Annotated in this window: 10 protein-coding genes; 9 read left to right on the top strand and 1 reads right to left on the bottom strand. The window is 40.3% G+C overall.

What is annotated here, in order from left to right; genetic code table 11:
* Nucleotides 1-28 precede the first annotated feature (28 nt).
* The 7 genes from P8S55_RS03905 (at nt 29) to P8S55_RS03875 (ending at nt 11,031) form a co-directional block, all read left to right on the top strand.
* Entirely contained in the window at nt 29-169 is a 141-nt protein-coding gene (locus P8S55_RS03905; RefSeq protein WP_289224973.1) for a hypothetical protein, read from the top strand.
* Nucleotides 166-2,466 (top strand): EAL domain-containing protein, encoded by a 2,301-nt coding sequence (locus tag P8S55_RS03900; RefSeq protein ID WP_289224972.1) that lies wholly within the window; start codon nt 166-168, stop codon nt 2,464-2,466. The genes P8S55_RS03905 and P8S55_RS03900 overlap by 4 nt, the downstream gene beginning before the upstream one ends.
* 435 nt (nt 2,467-2,901) lie before the next feature.
* Nucleotides 2,902-3,063, top strand: a complete 162-nt coding sequence (locus P8S55_RS03895) for a hypothetical protein (RefSeq protein WP_289224971.1) — start codon at nt 2,902-2,904, stop codon at nt 3,061-3,063.
* 83 nt (nt 3,064-3,146) lie between these two features.
* The gene (locus P8S55_RS03890; RefSeq protein WP_289224970.1) at nt 3,147-4,028 is read left to right on the top strand and encodes a hypothetical protein; all 882 of its coding nucleotides are present in this window, start codon (nt 3,147-3,149) and stop codon (nt 4,026-4,028) included.
* 230 nt (nt 4,029-4,258) lie between these two features.
* Entirely contained in the window at nt 4,259-5,368 is a 1,110-nt protein-coding gene (locus tag P8S55_RS03885) for a cytochrome-c peroxidase (RefSeq protein WP_289224969.1), read from the top strand.
* A gap of 39 nt (nt 5,369-5,407) precedes the next feature.
* Entirely contained in the window at nt 5,408-8,476 is a 3,069-nt protein-coding gene (locus P8S55_RS03880) for a hypothetical protein (RefSeq protein ID WP_289224968.1), read from the top strand.
* Between the two features lie 59 nt (nt 8,477-8,535).
* On the top strand, nt 8,536-11,031 hold the full coding sequence (locus P8S55_RS03875) for a TonB-dependent receptor plug domain-containing protein (RefSeq protein WP_289224967.1): 2,496 nt from the start codon (nt 8,536-8,538) through the stop codon (nt 11,029-11,031).
* Nucleotides 11,032-11,612: 581 nt separating this feature from the next.
* Here the strand turns inward: P8S55_RS03875 and P8S55_RS03870 are convergent.
* Complete coding sequence (locus P8S55_RS03870; RefSeq protein WP_289224966.1) at nt 11,613-12,479, bottom strand: hypothetical protein; 867 nt, start codon at nt 12,477-12,479, stop codon at nt 11,613-11,615.
* Between the two features lie 107 nt (nt 12,480-12,586).
* Here P8S55_RS03870 and P8S55_RS03865 point away from each other — a divergent pair, with 107 nt between their 5' ends.
* On the top strand, nt 12,587-13,201 hold the full coding sequence (locus tag P8S55_RS03865) for a hypothetical protein (RefSeq protein ID WP_289224965.1): 615 nt from the start codon (nt 12,587-12,589) through the stop codon (nt 13,199-13,201).
* A 66-nt stretch (nt 13,202-13,267) separates the two neighbouring features.
* Nucleotides 13,268-16,177 carry a hypothetical protein gene (locus P8S55_RS03860; RefSeq protein ID WP_289224964.1) on the top strand — a complete coding sequence of 970 codons (2,910 nt, stop codon included), beginning with the start codon at nt 13,268-13,270 and terminating at the stop codon, nt 16,175-16,177.
* The last annotated feature ends 4 nt before the right edge of the window (nt 16,178-16,181 follow it).

Genomic DNA, 16,181 nt, shown 5'->3' with positions numbered 1-16,181 from the left:
CGCGTATATTAATAAAAGGAAACCAACAATGAAAACTGGTTTTTCAAACAAGCGGCTTATCCCATTAGCAGCAGCCGAGAGCTTGAGTCAGCAAGCGGATTTATTGCATCAAGACATGCCCTTTTTTAAGTTAGATGAGCCTAGAGTTAGGATAAAGGGTATTTTGTGAAGGTGAAGCTAGAAAATGTCACACTGTTTTGGTCTTTGTTTTTGCCGATTACGCTGGTTGTTGCTTTAATTATTGTGTTAATTTTTGTGAGGGTACTTGAACTAAAGCAACGATCGATTGAAATTGCTGGTCATAATGCGGGTATGAGCATAATCAATATGTCATTAGGCGCGCGTTCTTTTTATGCTTCAGAGGTTTTACCTAAAATAGAATCCGCAGGTCTGAGAATAAGCCATGACTTTGAAAGTGATCCTTATTCATTACCTTTACCCGTCAATATTATGAAGTCTTTAGGCGCATCTCAACATTCTTTTTATCCAGATGGAATCGGTAAAATTAAATTATTTAGCGACTTGCCATTTACGCATAACTCGAAAAAAGATTTGGATCAGTTTGAGCGAGAGGCGCTACATTATTTAAGAAATAATGTAAAAGGAGAGTATATAAAATTAGAGCGCTCAGAGGGTGAAATGGTTTATCGCATCGCGATTGCTGATATATTTAATAATCAAAGCTGTGTAGATTGTCATAACAAACACCCAACCTCGCCTAAGCGTGATTGGCAGCTAGGCGATGTAAGAGGGGTTTTATCAGCCAGCGTTCCACTAGCTTCACTGGATGAGTCATTCTCAAGAGCTGGAAATGACTTAAAGCTATTGTTGGCTGGGAGCTTTATATTTATTTTGTTGGTTGTATTGGTTGTTGCGCGCCGTTTCTCTGTTCGGGTTTTAAGTGTGTCTAATTGGATGGAGTATGTGGCGAAAACTGGCGATCTAAAAGCGCGTGTAGAGCTACAATCCAATGATGAAGTCGGTCAAATGGTAAGCGCGTTTAATCGACTCATTAGAATAACTCGCTTATCTTTGCGTGGCGTAAACCGTGCGGTAGCTGGTATGGCTCAAGGGGAGTTTGATAAACCGGTACGTTTAGATTTGATGGGAGATTTTGACTTGCTTAAACAAAACGTAAATAGTTCAATGTCTCAAGTAGCTGTTTGGCGCCGTGAACTTGAAAAGCTGGCTAATTTTGATTCCGTAACCCATATTCCTAATCGTCATTCATTTAATCAGAAATTAGAACACTGGTGCAAGCACTTACCAGTCAATGGTTTTGTCTTGGTGATGATTGATTTGGATAACTTTAAAAATGTGAATGATTTTGAAGGCCATCAAGCCGGTGATAGAGTCTTAGCTTCTTTTGCTAAACTTCTATGCCTGCACTTCCCATCCACCAGTACTTTTTTTAACGCACGCATTGGTGGTGATGAGTTTGCATTACTCATCCCTGAGCCTGATGATCAACATGTTTTATTAATGCTAAAGCACCTTAGGGATGAATTAGATCATTTGAGTGACACCCTGACTATTTCAACCAAATTAAGCTTAAGTATGGGGGTATGTCGTTTTTCTGAACTGGCTCTAACACCTAGAGATTTAATGCGTTTTGCGGATTTTGCCGTATACGAAGCCAAGACCAAAGGAAAAAATCAAGCCTGTTTATTTAACCAGCTAATGTATGAAAAAATTAATGCAGAGGCGCAATTAGAACACCGTTTAAAGCAGGCTGTGATAAATAATGAATTTTTTTTAGTGTACCAACCACAATTTGATTTGCGTAGTTTAAAGCCGACTGGCGTGGAGGCATTGATACGTTGGCAGTCACCTGAGGGCTTGATCTCACCAGATCAATTCATCCCAAATGCGGAAGCAAGTGGGTTTATCAATACGATAGGTAGCTGGGTGATAGATGAAGCGCTCGCTCAATTAACACTTTGGCGTAATGATGGGTTTGTGGTTGAAAAGTGCGCTGTTAATGTGTCTAACGCCCAACTCCAAAGTAGGGGGTTTATGACATCTATTAGTAAAAAGCTTAAGCACTTTAATGTTCAAGCACATCAACTCGATATAGAAATTACAGAAAGTCTTCTTATGGAGCAAAAAGAAACGGATGAACAGGTTATTGACATGTTACAACAGCAGGGAATGGAGTTGTCAATTGATGATTTTGGGACTGGGTACAGCTCGTTATCCGTGATTCAGAATTTGAAATTTGATCGCTTAAAAATTGATCGAAGTTTTATTCAAGATATCGAACATAATCCACAGTCGCGCGCTATTGTGGCAGCGATTATTAATATGGGACAAGAACTGGGCTTAAAAGTATTAGCAGAAGGTGTAGAAAATCAGGCACAACTGGATTGTTTGATTTCATTAGGCTGCGATGAAGCACAAGGGTTTTATTTGGGCCGTCCACTGACTGCTAAGTTATTAGCCGAACATTTAGGTGAGTGGGTATAGCAATTTACATTCATTAGAATGGAAGAATAATTTTTAGATTATTGAGTTAAATTGAAACAAATACCAATAAACAAAACTCTAAATCTATTTAATAATATCATCGGAAATGTCAAATATACCTGCTCAAGCTACATGAGAAATAATTCATTTTTACTGAAATTGATTTATAAGTTTTTAGCTTTTGGGGTTTTGACCCACGACTTACACCCAATACAACCGCTTCAATACAAGCGTCCGAGCGTACCTATACTTTACAGAACAGGCAGTTCTTGAAGCTGAGGCCAGGCTTAAATTAAAAACTGAGCTTGCCTGCTAAGAAGTCAAGCTAGAGTTTTATGCGGGTAATATCAAGGCGTTTTCGATTCAACCAGGCCTGGTGAGTAGTGAACAGTCTAATCATAGCCTTTACCCGCCTATGGGTATTATCGAAAGTGTATGGTTGATAACCAAACCCCAGCACAACTCGCTAGCCGATTAGATGAACTTCAAGCTATGAAGCGCAAATTAGCCGAAGAGGAAATTGGGGTGTTTAACCAATTAAAAGACCTACTGACCCCCGTACAGTATCAAGAGGCGATTAAAAAAGCACAAAGTTAATTATTGCTAACAATAATAGTTACTATTTGTATTAATTATGGTATCGTTAACTTAACCTTATTTACCTTAATAGGAGGTTGAGTATGATTGCGTTAGATCGTCGGGTTGTATCCGAAACAGGCATTATTAATCAAGATGTGTTTGGGTTTTTGAAGGGCTTAGATGCTTGCGGTCATTGGCAAGCAAGTTTGCTGACTCAAGGGTTAAAACACCATGTGGTGAGTCAGTTTGCGCAAATGCGAACGCGAGGTCAGCGCGTAATGAGTGGGGCAACGGGCATTCAAGCATCGTTCTTTAGTCAGAAAATTTATGCTATTGCTATCGAATGGCTGGATGGTATTTGTTTTTTGAGTTTTAAAGACAAGGTAGGTGCGACTCAATACCGTTTAAGGTCTTTGGCTGAACCGGGGTCGGATGACTATTGGCAACTGCTTGATTGGATTACACGTTTTGAAAGCCATGCGCCCATTCGTTTTAAACGCTTTCATGGCTGTCGGCAATCTCGCCAGCTCGATGTGATAGCGATCCGCAAGGCCTGGAGTGAGTTGGCTCATCCGCAACAGGCCGGTACGCTCTTTAAGGCCCATCAACATCAATTAACTGGTCTCTATCATGCCTTGTCTCCTGAGTTTGCTGGGCAGTGTGATATTGGTTTTTTAACTCAGCTTTTAGATACCTGTCGTAATGAGCGGGTGAACCTGGAGTTAACCGCGCGTAATGCTTGTTTAACTCAAACGCATACGGGACGTATTAAGCAGTGTTTGCAGGATGATGCGCATACTGTGATCCGTGATAAGGGGTTTAAACTTGAGTTGAGCGCAGTGGAGCAATTAAGTATTTGGTGGTTACGTATTGCGCAAAAAAACCAGGATGTTTACCAGGTTAAAGTATTTAATCAATTAGACCAAGAGGTACTGTCCATCGCATCCGCTCGGCCTAGTCCAGTATGGAATCGTTTGTTTTGATCTCACCCGGTTGTTGATTCCCGCTTGTGCGGGAATCAACTCGTTCTGCTTAAATTTTAGGCAAAGTTAGTTTTCTGTTTCTTTTAGTTGTTTATTAGTCTTATAGCTATTTTGCATCAAAAATTTATAACCAATAGTGATAGGATAAATTATTAACCATTCTTGATGATAATTAATATTGATTGTATAATCATTTAACAAATATTTATTTTTTTCTATGGTAAAATATCTTGTTTTATAAAATCACGCTTCCATTTTTGTTTTTAGCGAGTGCATCAGGTATAGCCTTTTCATATGAGAACAGTCTGAGAGACCAATATTGCCATGATGGGGCAAGTTGGCCTGCCGCTGTCTCTGAAGAAAATTTAAAATTCGATGACATAGCAAGCTTAAGTACTCTGCAGCGCCAAATAACACGTCAAGAGAAGGCTCAGTTAGGGAAAAAATTATTTTTTGATCCAAGGTTGTCAAGTTCAAATCAGATTTCTTGCGCCTCATGCCATAACCCACAGCTAGGTTGGGCAGATGGTAGTCGAGTTGCCATCGGCCATGATAGGCGCCAAGGCCATCGTAATACGATGGGACTTTTTAATGTAGCTTATTTTGAACCTTTGTTTTGGGATGGTAGGGCAAAAAATTTGCATCAACAAGCCTTAATGCCAGTTGAAGACCCTAAAGAAATGAACGAAACACTGGAGAGTATGCTTGATAAGCTTAACGATATTAAAGGTTATAAACGAGATTTTGAGGAGATATACGCTACTAAAACGGAGCAATATACGATTAAAAAAGAAGAGGTGAGTGATGCCCTTACTGTATTTATGAAAACAATATCGTCTAGACCCACGCGTTTTGACCAGTTTGTTGAAGGTGACTGCAGCAAATTAACCGATCAAGAAATCGTGGGCATGCATTTGTTTCGTACTAAGGCACGCTGTATTACATGTCATAGCGGTGCATTGTTTACTGATAATCAGTTTCATAATACTGGGTTAAGTTATTTTGGTAGAAGGCTTGAAGATTTAGGTCGATTTGAAGCTACTGGGAAAGTAGAAGATATGGGTAAATTTCGAACACCAAGTCTACGGGAGTTGAAGCATACAGGACCCTATATGCATAACGGACTTTTCCCAAACTTAAGAGGCATCGTCAATATGTACAATGCTGGGATGGGGGTTGGTCGCTCTTACAGAGAGGGAGAGCCAAAAATATCTGAATTAATAAAACCATTGAATTTAACGTTAGAAGAAAGAAAAGCACTGGAAGATTTTTTATTGGCACTGTCCAACGAGACAAGTCGCTATGTTCAGCCACCTGGCTTGTATGAGCTAGGGGAGTAAGCTTGAAAATACCTTTTACTATACTGAGGAGTAATACAAATGAAACTGAAACCTTTAATATATAGCATGATGTTGTTAGTGGGCGCGGGAAGTTTAACGGGGTGTTTGAATAGTTCATCAAACAATACCGAAAAATCGCAAGATCAACAACAAAATCAGAGTCTGAGCTATGCCATTAGTCTTTCTGGTGCGATAGGGAAAGCAGTCATTAATGCAGAGACACAGGATGGAGTTGCAATAACACAGACACAGCTGACGGATGAAAATGGTCGAGTAACTTTATCTTTGCCTCAAGCTTATCAAAACACACCATTTGTTATCAGAATGCAAGGTGGTTATATTTCTGAAACGGGTCATGATTTAAGTGGTATTGAATTGAGGTTTCCTGTAGAGAACGCCGCGTCAGCAGCTTCGATAGATTTAACTTCGATTTTTTTTAAAGATTATACTGATAATAATTGGCACTCGGGTTATGTTTTAGCTTCTTTGTTGCATGTGCTAAAAGTTACAAGCAACCCAGTTGAGCAGCTTATCCAAGCAGTTACTGATGATGATTTACTTGCTGCTATAGCTAGCCTTAAAGCAAATTATTTTAATAAACCGAACATTTTTTCACAGTTAGAACTAGTTGAAAAACTGGCAAGCCTTAATGATAAAACGCCTGATAATATAAAGAAAACGGCTCTTAAACTAGGGTTGCAGTACTATCTTGAAGAACGTTTATCAGAGCCTGTGCTAAGTGATGAACAAGCTATCAACTTAACTAAGCTGGCTCAATCCATCTTAGTGGCAAATAATGGCCGTACGCTTCAACCTGAAAGTCCAGCGCTGTTAAACCTAGCAAGAGCTTTAGCAAGCCAAGGAGTGCTGACATTAGATGCACTTGATGATGCCTCCTATACACCGGATATATCAACTTTTAATATTCCTGCTTTAGCTTCAACGCGTTTGGTTGACCCTGTGCAACCGCTTGCAAGTTCTGAATTACTAGGTATGGATGAAGTTAAGCGACGTGCGTATTTTTTGAGCACGCCACTGTCGCCCTACAATATGCTAAATGCTTGGACGGCAGATGTGCTTGATGATAGTTTATTGGATGAAGCACAGCGAGCAATAGCAGTCGGCCTCGCTAGTGGCGGTTTAATTGATGAAGCGATCCAAATTGTAAATAGCCGTTTGTATAAACCGACACATAAGGCGCAAGCACTTCGGCGCGTAGGGAATGTAATCGGTCAGCAAGATGAAAAGCCAAAAGCGATTGAATTATTAGACGCTGCACTTGAAATTTATACAAATGACTTAAGGGGCACTAAGGGGATTGCTAATTTAGATGCGGATGATGCAAGCTTTTACCAAACTTTATTTAGTAACTATTTGGCTTTAGGTGAACAGGATAAGGCTGATGCGGCATTAGCCACTCTGAATGAGTTTAAACAGCAATATGGCAACCAACCTTATGATACACCTTGGGGGCGGATTCTCACGGGTACATGGCGGATAGCTCAGGCAGCTGTTGAAGAGGCAGAACAGAAAGGTTTGACACCCGAAGCGGTTCAGCAAGCTAAGTATAGCGTTGACTTGCATAAGGAGTTTACAGATTTAACAGGTGTGTGGAATGATGCTAATGGGAATCCGCGAGATCGTACTTGTTACTCTGTAAAAACGATGAACGTTGAGCGTAACGCCAATTTTTACGCACGATTGGGATTGGAGGAGCAAACTAAAGCGGGCATAGCCGAATTTGAACGCTTGGCCAGAGAGTCGTGTAACTATATTTCACATGGTGCAAATCTTCGTAATATAGCCTCTGCTTATGCTGCATTTAATTTATCAGCTGATTATCGCGATTTTGTTGAGAGCCTAAGTTTTACATTTGATCCAAATGCCTCTAGAGCTGCCGAAAATAAACAAAGAGCGCTCTCAACAATCACCTTTGCTGAACAGGTTGATACCATTATCAATGCGCCAACGACAGAAAATGTAATCGCCGCGATAGCGGCGGTTGCGCCTGATTCGGAAAGCGACTTGAATAAACGTTTAGAACAACTAACCTATTTAGGACAGAACAAATTAACAGCTTATTTGGGCTTGAGCTTGATTCGTGCAGAGCAGCCAATAGCAGCGCGCCAGGTTCTAGATGCTGCTTGGGAATTAGCTGTCAGTGATGACTACTTGGCAACATACAAAAATGATCCAGTGAGGTTGATACACTGGGGATGCTCTAAAGTAGCAGATCTTTATTATGACCTGGGGGATTTAGACACGGCACAATCCAAAATGCAAACTTGTGCAATAAAGGTTGAAGCGAAGTTAACTGACCAAACAACGTCAGAAAAAACGGCTACTCGCATGCACTTGGCGAATGGTTTCCAGCGTTTGAATAAATATGAGGAGGCATTAGAGCAAGCTGAGGCGCATTATGCATTGAGTAGTTTACGTGATTCAACAAGCGATAAAATCAGCCATAAACATGGCAGCGCCAAGTTATTTAATTCTATTGAGCGAGCTGATCGTAGTTTAGTGGCATTGAACAGTGCACTGTTGGATATAAATGGGTTGTCTGCGTCTACGGATGTCGAACGTAAAGCTAAAATTGAAGCTTTTAGAGCGCAGTCAAATGGACGCCATGATGTTATCCAATCATTGCGCTCTTTGCCGAATGTTGCTCAGTTATCGGGGGCAGATAGATCCACGATAAACCAGCAGCGTGTCAAAATGAAAGAGGTGGTTGATGTCGCTATGTCGATAGTGAAGCAGCTTACAAATCCAACCGATCTGGCGAATGCAGCGCACTTGCAACAGCAAGAGTTGTTTAAAGCGGGTTATCTTGATGATGCTTACAATATAGCACGCTCACACAGTCAAGAAGCAGTAAGGATTGAAGCGTTGAAGCGTTTAGCAACTTCAGTTCTTCTAGGGCAATATGATGCGTTCCCAAGTACAGACGTAGCTCGTTTTGACTTTGATGGTGATGGTCAGCCTGACTTCTTTTCACCTTTAGCTACGTTGGAACAAATTCAGGCTAGTGGCTTAACTCTGGATGATGATATTGATGGTGATGGTGTGTTTGATACACAAGATACAACACCCTACTCACCTAATATCTAATTAATTAACAGCCAGGCCTATTAACCAGGCCTGGTTTTTGTATTTCAGAGTTTCCTAAAATGTTCGAAGTAACACAAATTCGGCAAGCCATCGTGTTTGCTTGTTTTTTTTCATTGGTTAATACCGCATATTCCAATCAAACACTTCCCGATATTCTGGTTATTGGTGGGGGCGCTGACTCATCCACTTCACCGAGCCAGAATGCTTCAAAAGGGCATGCTTCCGAATTCAGCCGTAAAGATATTGAAAACATTGCTAGTCAAGATGGAAGCCTAAATAAGCTTTATCAACAGGTTCCGGGGCTTCAGTTTTCAGAAGAGGCGCTTGATGCGGATAAAATGGGGGAGCTGAGACCAGAGTCTATTTCGATTTCAGGTGGTAAAGCTTATGAAAACCTGTTCAATTTGGATGGATTTAGTATTTCAAGCAACCTTGATCCAGCTAATAAAAATCATTCCGCAGTTAATGATGTTTCTGGGCATGATCAAGGCCTATTTATCGACTCAGAGTTAATTGAAAAGATTGAGGTTCATCGCTCTAATGTTCCAGCGCGATTTAGTGGCTTTACTGGCGGTGTAGTCGATTTAGAAACCCGTCAACCTGACTCTGAAAAAATAAAAGGTAGTGTGTTTTATGGCATAACTCAAAGTGACTGGGTAAGTTATCGAATTTTTGTCGCTGAACCAGACGATGATGATGTAGATCCGACAGATCCACCGGTATCGCCCATTTTCAAGAGGCAGCGCATGGGTGGCACAGTAAATATTCCCTTTTCAGAAAAAGTAGGTGGTTTAATCTTAAGCGGAACGCGCTCCAGTTCCACAACATCGGATATATCATTTAATCAGTCGAAAGCTCAAATACAAAACTCGGAAAACCTGCTTTTAAAGTTAGCCTATCCGTTAAGTGATCAAATGGAGAGCAGCCTAAGTTTAGCGGTTTCACCATTTAGTCATCAGTTATTTATCAAAGATGTGAAGGATAGTGACTATACCTTAGAGGGTGGCGGATTTTCCCTGCAGACCAGTATAAAGTACTTCGGCGAAAACTGGGATCAGCGGGTTCGTTTGGGTTATAGCCATCAAAAAAACGTGAGACAAGCACCTAAAGATTTTTTTAATTGGGCAAATACAATAGATCGGAATTGGGGTAGAGATTCAGGGTTGGCTTCGTCTAGGAAGGGAGGTTTTGGTGATTTAGAAAAGTATTCAAACCAAACAAGTCTGAAGTGGCAAGCAAACAGGTATGACGATTTATCTGACTTGATAAAGCTAGATGCAGAGTTAGGTTTGGATTTAACTTATCAAGTGGCAGGTTTTGATCGAAAAGAAACAACGTACATTTATCAAAATGCAGTTATAAACAGTCAAATTCAGTGTTTAGGTCATTCAGATTGCGTGCAAGGACAGCAGTATTTTACGCAAAGGCAAGTTTATCAACAGCAAAGTGTTGAAGTAAGCTTACCCAGTTTAGGGGCTTATGTTGAGTTAACGCCAAGTTATGAACGTTACTCGTCACGCATTGGTATCCGCTATGATCGGGATGCCTTTTTAAATCAAAATAATATTGCACCTCGACTAACGGCAACAGTTGATATTTTTAATAACAATAAATCAATTATTAATTTTGGGGCTAATCGATATTACAGTAACAGCTTATTAACCTATAAATTGCGCGAGGCGAGTGCGCCACACTACATGGAGTATCGTGGTGCTCAGACTAATATCGTGCGTGACTGGCTGGAGGACGTTGGCGCAGGCCGAAATCGTTATCGATTTAGTGATGCGGTTACGCCCTATTCTGATGAGCTAGCCTTAGGCTTCAGTCAGCAATTGGTGTTCGATGATGTTAATTTGGGTAAGTTGTCCATAAACGCAACCCAGCGTAAAGGCAAGAAAGAGTTTTCTCGGGTCCGAACTGAACAAGAGGAGGATGGCTATCGGTACTTTGAAATGCGAAACGAAGGTTTTTCTGACTATTGGGGCGTATCTATAGATTGGCGCTTGAATTTAAATAGTACAACGTTTAGTTTGAATGCAACCACTTCACGCACGAAGACAACCAACGAAAACTATGATTCAGCTTCTGATGCCGAAGGTGATTATGACTGGGTTTTATTTGATGATAAAAGGGTGCGGCGAGGGGAGTTAGATATTCTACGCGAAGACTTTGCACGGAATTGGGTGATAAATGCAGCAGTTAGCCATCGGTTCAATGAATATCTGCAAGCAGCAGCAAGTTTACGCTACCTAGGTGCAACGCCTCGGATTTATAACACCAATAGAACAAGGCGTACGGGTTTAATTACATTGCCATCAGGTGAGGTTATACCCGAAGTCCTTGAGGTATATACACAAGATACTAGGCAAGCTGTTACGCAGGTTGATCTCAAAAGCAGTTTCAGTATTCCTTTGGGATATAAACAAAAGATCCAAGTTGACCTAGAAGCTAGAAATGCTTTTGGTCAGCGAACCTATCGAGTTCCACCAAAGCAATCCGGTATCGAACTGGGGCGAAGTTGGTGGGTAATGCTTCGTTATAACTGGAGTCAATAAAATTAAGGCCTTTCAGGCGGCAGTTTAATCACACTATAGAGTCATATTTTTTAAATTTGAAAAGGTCTCATTGAGATAATACGTGACCCTGCATTTGAAGGTGAAGTCTGTTCGCCTGCAGGTTTGTATCATGCGGTTTCTAAATAAGCGTTATTGGAGAAGTTAATGTGAGATATGTAAAGCTCTCTGCGACGTTTTTTGCATTAAGTAGTTTGATTGGCTTGACAGTAGTGGCTTGGATTTCTCTTGCTAACAAACCATCCGCATCGGATTCTGAGCAATATAAAGTGCCGAATATTCATGATTCGCAACTAATGTCACCTGAATTCAGACATGATTTCAGGCATAACTTTTACAATTGGATACGCCCATACAGTGCTTGTCAAAGTAGCTAAGCTGCAGAAAAATACTTAGATTTCGGTGGGGTTACAAAACGCCATTCAGTGATGAGACCTTACGAAATTACGATCCTTCAAATGACCTAATCCACGGCACGAACAATTTGTTAGATTTAGAGATCGCAAGATTGAAACGATCTCTATCTTGAATTGTAGAAGTTCAGACTAATCTGAAAGTCTGAGCTATAACCAACGGCTAATGCTTAAAGCCAAGCGCCCCTTGTAGTCAACGAGCATAACTTGTTCAATCCTTCCCGCTGCCGTTTGTTGCTGCCAGTGCCATACTTGTTTTATCGAGTGAAGATTAATTTGGCATTTAAAGCCCGCATCGCCGATTATTAATTGGTTATTAAGTTGCAGTAGGTTGATGATTCTACCCTGGTGTGATTGTACGGCAGCATGGTGGTGGCTTGTTACTTGGACTTTGTTTTCGCCCAGTTTAATTCGACTGAGGAGGTGGGTAAACGCGTCTATACTCATAGGCTGGGGTTTTTCAGTATGCCTTTCGCTGAAGGTATCAAAATCGAGTTGGTACTTATTAAGCAGTGAGTCAATTTGATCTAAATGTTGAATTTTAGCCCGTTGATGATCAAGATCATCGGGTCTGGATTGTTTGGCTAAAGATTGAGTAACGGGTGGTTTTTTGTAAATCAACGGGGTTTTGTTTTCAAATGCGCTGCAATAGTCTGTTAGAGTCTCCATCTGCTCACTGTGTGTTTCATTAAGTGATTTAAAGTGCTGACACGGTTCGGTTTTTTGATCAAATATTAATAGGTGTTGCTTGTTTCCATTTATAGACGATTCAATGTATTTCCACTGGTCTGTTATGAGCTTAATGTGGGTTTGTCTAGTTAAGCACCTAAGGGTGTGCTGATCCATTTGAGTTTGAACATGATTAAAGTGGGTGATGATTTGATGTTGTCCGAGACTGTTAATAAGGCTTGCGCGCCAATAACCTTGCGCCTCAAGCCCTTTGAGAAACATTGGGAATAAGGACTTAATATAGTTGACTTGGCGGTGGTTTCGATTAAGTGTTTGCTGTGATTGCATGGATGAGCTCCTTGGAGTTGAAAATTGTTATCATTAACTATTGATTAAAATAATACAATAAATGATAATGATTAGCAATACACTTAGCTAAATAAGGAGCTGGTCAAATGTTTACTATTAATCCTGTGGTATTTCCTGAAAAATCACTAATTTATCAAGTCACACTAGAGCCTATTCCGGTAAATAAATTACACGGGTGTGCTTCATTAGTTGTGCCTCGCCAACCCGCTTTACTTGACCGTCTTGCTTTAAGAAATGATTGGCGTTTGCTGGCAAATCGTGAAAACCTCGATAGGGTTTTGGCACAGTATAAGGTGACACGTCCGCAAGCTTACCGACAGCTAAATGAAGGTGTAGCGCAACTGAGCACAATTAAGATTTTTGAGCTGTTTGAGGTTATAAATCGTGGGCAATTAGATTATGAAATGACGTTATATTCTAGCGGAATGGTTTGTTATTATGCGGGTAATATCAAGGCGTTTTCGATTCAACCAGGCCTGGTAAGTAGTGAGCAGTCTAATCATAGCCTTTACCTGCCGATGGGTATTATCGAGAGTGTATGGTTGATAACCAAACCCTTTTCAGACGGGAGCGAGCTTATGCTTGAATGCTTTGATCGCTACCATCGCCCCCTAGTAACTTTAGCGCCGGCTAAAAAAGCCGCGAGAGGATTTGGGCAGCTCATGTACTGGGTGGGCGAAATTTCAAAAAAAACTTTTTAGTTGCATATTAGATATAATAACGATTATCATAAACCTTTCTATTTGATTCTTAAAGAGGTGTTGTTCATGAAGATGAAAGTATTGGCTGCGTTTGTTGTTGTGTCTATTGCAGCGCTGCAATTAGGCTGTAATTCCGGCAGTAATTCAGGAAAAGATGCAGATAATAATATTAAACCAAGAGACCCTGTCCTTAGTATTGAAGGACATGTCTATGATCCAGCGATTGAGAATGCTGTTGTGATGCTGTGTCCTCAAGGTGACTATAGTAAGGTTAAAGATGCCTGTTTAGGCGAACGAGCGCTTACTAATGCTGAAGGGCGATATATCATTAACTTTGATGAACCCAGGGCGGGTCTGAAAGATATGCAAATTATTGCCTTTGGTGGCAGAGATGCAAGAACAGGGGTACGCTTTAATGACCTATTTTTTAGTTCACCTTATGGTTTGGTAGAAGGGAGTAATAAAAATATTACCCCATTTACATCAATGATTAATGCACTGGTTGGTGAAGGTAAATCTTTGGATGAGGCTAGATCTCAAGTATTAGAGGTAATAAACGTTGATTTAGAAAAGCTGACTGATTTCGAAAAGTGGGGAGTGGATGAGCAAAGAAAGGCATTGATTCTTTCAAAGATTGCACTGGAGTTAAGTCAAAATGCTGGCCTAGGATTTTCGGCAATAGATTTATCTTCTATTAATAAAGGCGACTTAACTAACTTGGTACAAGGAACGCAATATAAAGACTTGTACGTTGAATTAAAAAAGGCAGACTCTATTCCCGAACTGTTTGCAATTTACTTCAATGAACGTGGTTTAGTTGACCCGGGTTTTTCTTTTATTGATAAGACTAGTCCTTTAACTAACCCCCTATTTTTGGGCATTAATGATATTGAGGCAAGTAGAGCCAAGCGTGATTACTACTTTCAATCCACAGCGTCTCATCTTTATCAAGCGGAGTCTCTAACTGAGAATGAGCAAGATGTCGCTTTGAATGATGCTGTCTTTAGTGCATTGGTTGTCGCTTATCTTGAAAACGGTTTACCTGATCTAGCGCTCAGATATATTGATAAAAAAATATTTCAAGAATTGACAGAAGCGCGAAGTCTTATACGTGTAGCTGATTGGTTGGTTATTCATGGTGTTCTGGATGATTACAACCGTGTTTTGATAGAAATCTTGATAGATAAGGCATTTGAAACGACAAAAGGGATTATTGATTCCAAGGGTTTAGATAACTTAACGTTTACTGAGGTGCAGCTTGTTGCAGATATCTTGACACTATACAGTAGCGCGAATTTAACAAAAAAAGCAGAAATTGTTAGGTCTTATATGTCCGATCTTATTGATTCGATTCGGCCAAACATGGAGTTATTTGTTGATCCATTAGGTACGAATTTGAGAGTTGCAGTTGTGCAGGGTTTAATTAACTCTGCGGATAAATATTTGGAATTTAATAATATTGCAAAAGCCATTTCTTTATTAGAGCAGGCTGCATTAGTCGTTGATGATATGCCACCATTAGTAGCCATGTCTACATCAACGAACCTTTTTCAAGTGTTTTGGTATACACAGCTGGTCGATAGATTTGCTGATATTGGGGAAAATGCACGGGCGTTTAATTTAGCTGAAAAAGCTCAACAAAGGCGTACCTATGATGTTCCAGCAGGTAAAACTGATAGCAATACTTTTAATAATACGGCAAACCTTGTAGCTCATTCTTTGTCGCCCGTATTTGTTAAGGGGGGGTATAGTCTTGAAAAATTTACTGAGTTCGCTAAAAGTACGCGCGGTTTCTTTAATGTTGATGATCCCAAAACCTGGGCGTCTTGGGCATCAAATGAAGCCCGACAAGTTGAAAGCTTGGCACAAGCAGAAGCGATAGTGGATTTCCTGAAGGAAAAAATACAAATTGCTGATGCTGACTACATTAAGGTTGTTGAAGGGCTTACTTACGATAGGCTTAATAAAAGCAATCCAAACGTAGCTATGACTTTAATCAACGAAGGGAAGAGTCAACAAGCAAAATGGTTTATTGCTGCTGCAGAGCAACTACTTGACGAACATGCTTCTTCAGAAACATCTGACCTAAATAGACGATCAAGACTTGTACAGAATGGTTACGCTAAGCTTGCTAACCTTTATCAGGAAATTAATGAAACCCATGAAGCAGACAGGTTGATTAATAAATCATTACAGATTGCGCGTGGTATTGAGGGCGTGAATGGTTCAATTAAGGATAAAAGACAGCAGGCTGAGGCATTCTATTATATTTTATTTCACCTTGGTCAAATGGGGCGATCTTCTCAGTTAGAGGAGGTTGCTATTGAAGCACTTGAAATAAATCAAGAATTACCAACAATTAACGAAAAGCTAGCTTCATTGCGCCAAATATGGGTTAGATTGGAAGCCTTTGGTGATCAAAAGTCTATGTTGGTCATGAGAGATTTAGCAGATCGTTATTATGAATTAGTGGTTGGGGTTAATCCATTGCACCCTGATGGAGTGGGTACGGAAAATGATAACAATGCTCGGGCGCAAGCTTTGGGTAATATTGTAACTAAATGGTATGCATTTGTAAATCAGCCAGAGGACGTTCAGAAAGCAAGCTCTAAAATGTTGGAATTTATAAACAGCTTGTCAGTGCCGAATAATAAGGCATTACGACAAATACAGCTTGCTGAAGCTTACGCTAGAGTAAGAGATTTAGTTAATGTTCGAGCTGTTATTGATTCTATTGATGCGCCAGATAGACGTAACACGGCTATCCAAAACTCAGCATCAGCATTATCAAAAGTTGACAACTTTCCATTTTCCAGCGTTGCTGCAATTGACTTTAACTTAAATGGTAACCCGTCATTTTTCAACTATGGTATCACTTATGAAGCGCTCCAGGCTTCAGGGTTAACTATTGATGCTGATAGTGATGGTGATGGCGTTCCTGATAGTCAAGATTTAACACCGTTTTATAAGCCATAATAAC

The organism is Thiomicrospira sp. R3 (assembly GCF_029581415.1).
Lineage (GTDB): Bacteria > Pseudomonadota > Gammaproteobacteria > Thiomicrospirales > Thiomicrospiraceae > Thiomicrospira.
The sequence above is the reverse complement of the archived record's forward strand: the minus strand, read 5'-3'. Positions and strand labels throughout refer to the sequence as shown.

What these genes read in the sequence shown, in the direction of transcription:
- P8S55_RS03860 (WP_289224964.1), top strand. Translation starts at nt 13,268, where the DNA reads ATGAAGATGAAAGTATTGGCTGCGTTTGTTGTTGTGTCTATTGCAGCG.
- P8S55_RS03875 (WP_289224967.1), top strand. Translation starts at nt 8,536, where the DNA reads ATGTTCGAAGTAACACAAATTCGGCAAGCCATCGTGTTTGCTTGTTTT.
- P8S55_RS03870 (WP_289224966.1), bottom strand. Translation starts at nt 12,479, where the DNA reads ATGCAATCACAGCAAACACTTAATCGAAACCACCGCCAAGTCAACTAT.
- P8S55_RS03895 (WP_289224971.1), top strand. Translation starts at nt 2,902, where the DNA reads ATGGTTGATAACCAAACCCCAGCACAACTCGCTAGCCGATTAGATGAA.
- P8S55_RS03905 (WP_289224973.1), top strand. Translation starts at nt 29, where the DNA reads ATGAAAACTGGTTTTTCAAACAAGCGGCTTATCCCATTAGCAGCAGCC.
- P8S55_RS03890 (WP_289224970.1), top strand. Translation starts at nt 3,147, where the DNA reads ATGATTGCGTTAGATCGTCGGGTTGTATCCGAAACAGGCATTATTAAT.
- P8S55_RS03880 (WP_289224968.1), top strand. Translation starts at nt 5,408, where the DNA reads ATGAAACTGAAACCTTTAATATATAGCATGATGTTGTTAGTGGGCGCG.
- P8S55_RS03865 (WP_289224965.1), top strand. Translation starts at nt 12,587, where the DNA reads ATGTTTACTATTAATCCTGTGGTATTTCCTGAAAAATCACTAATTTAT.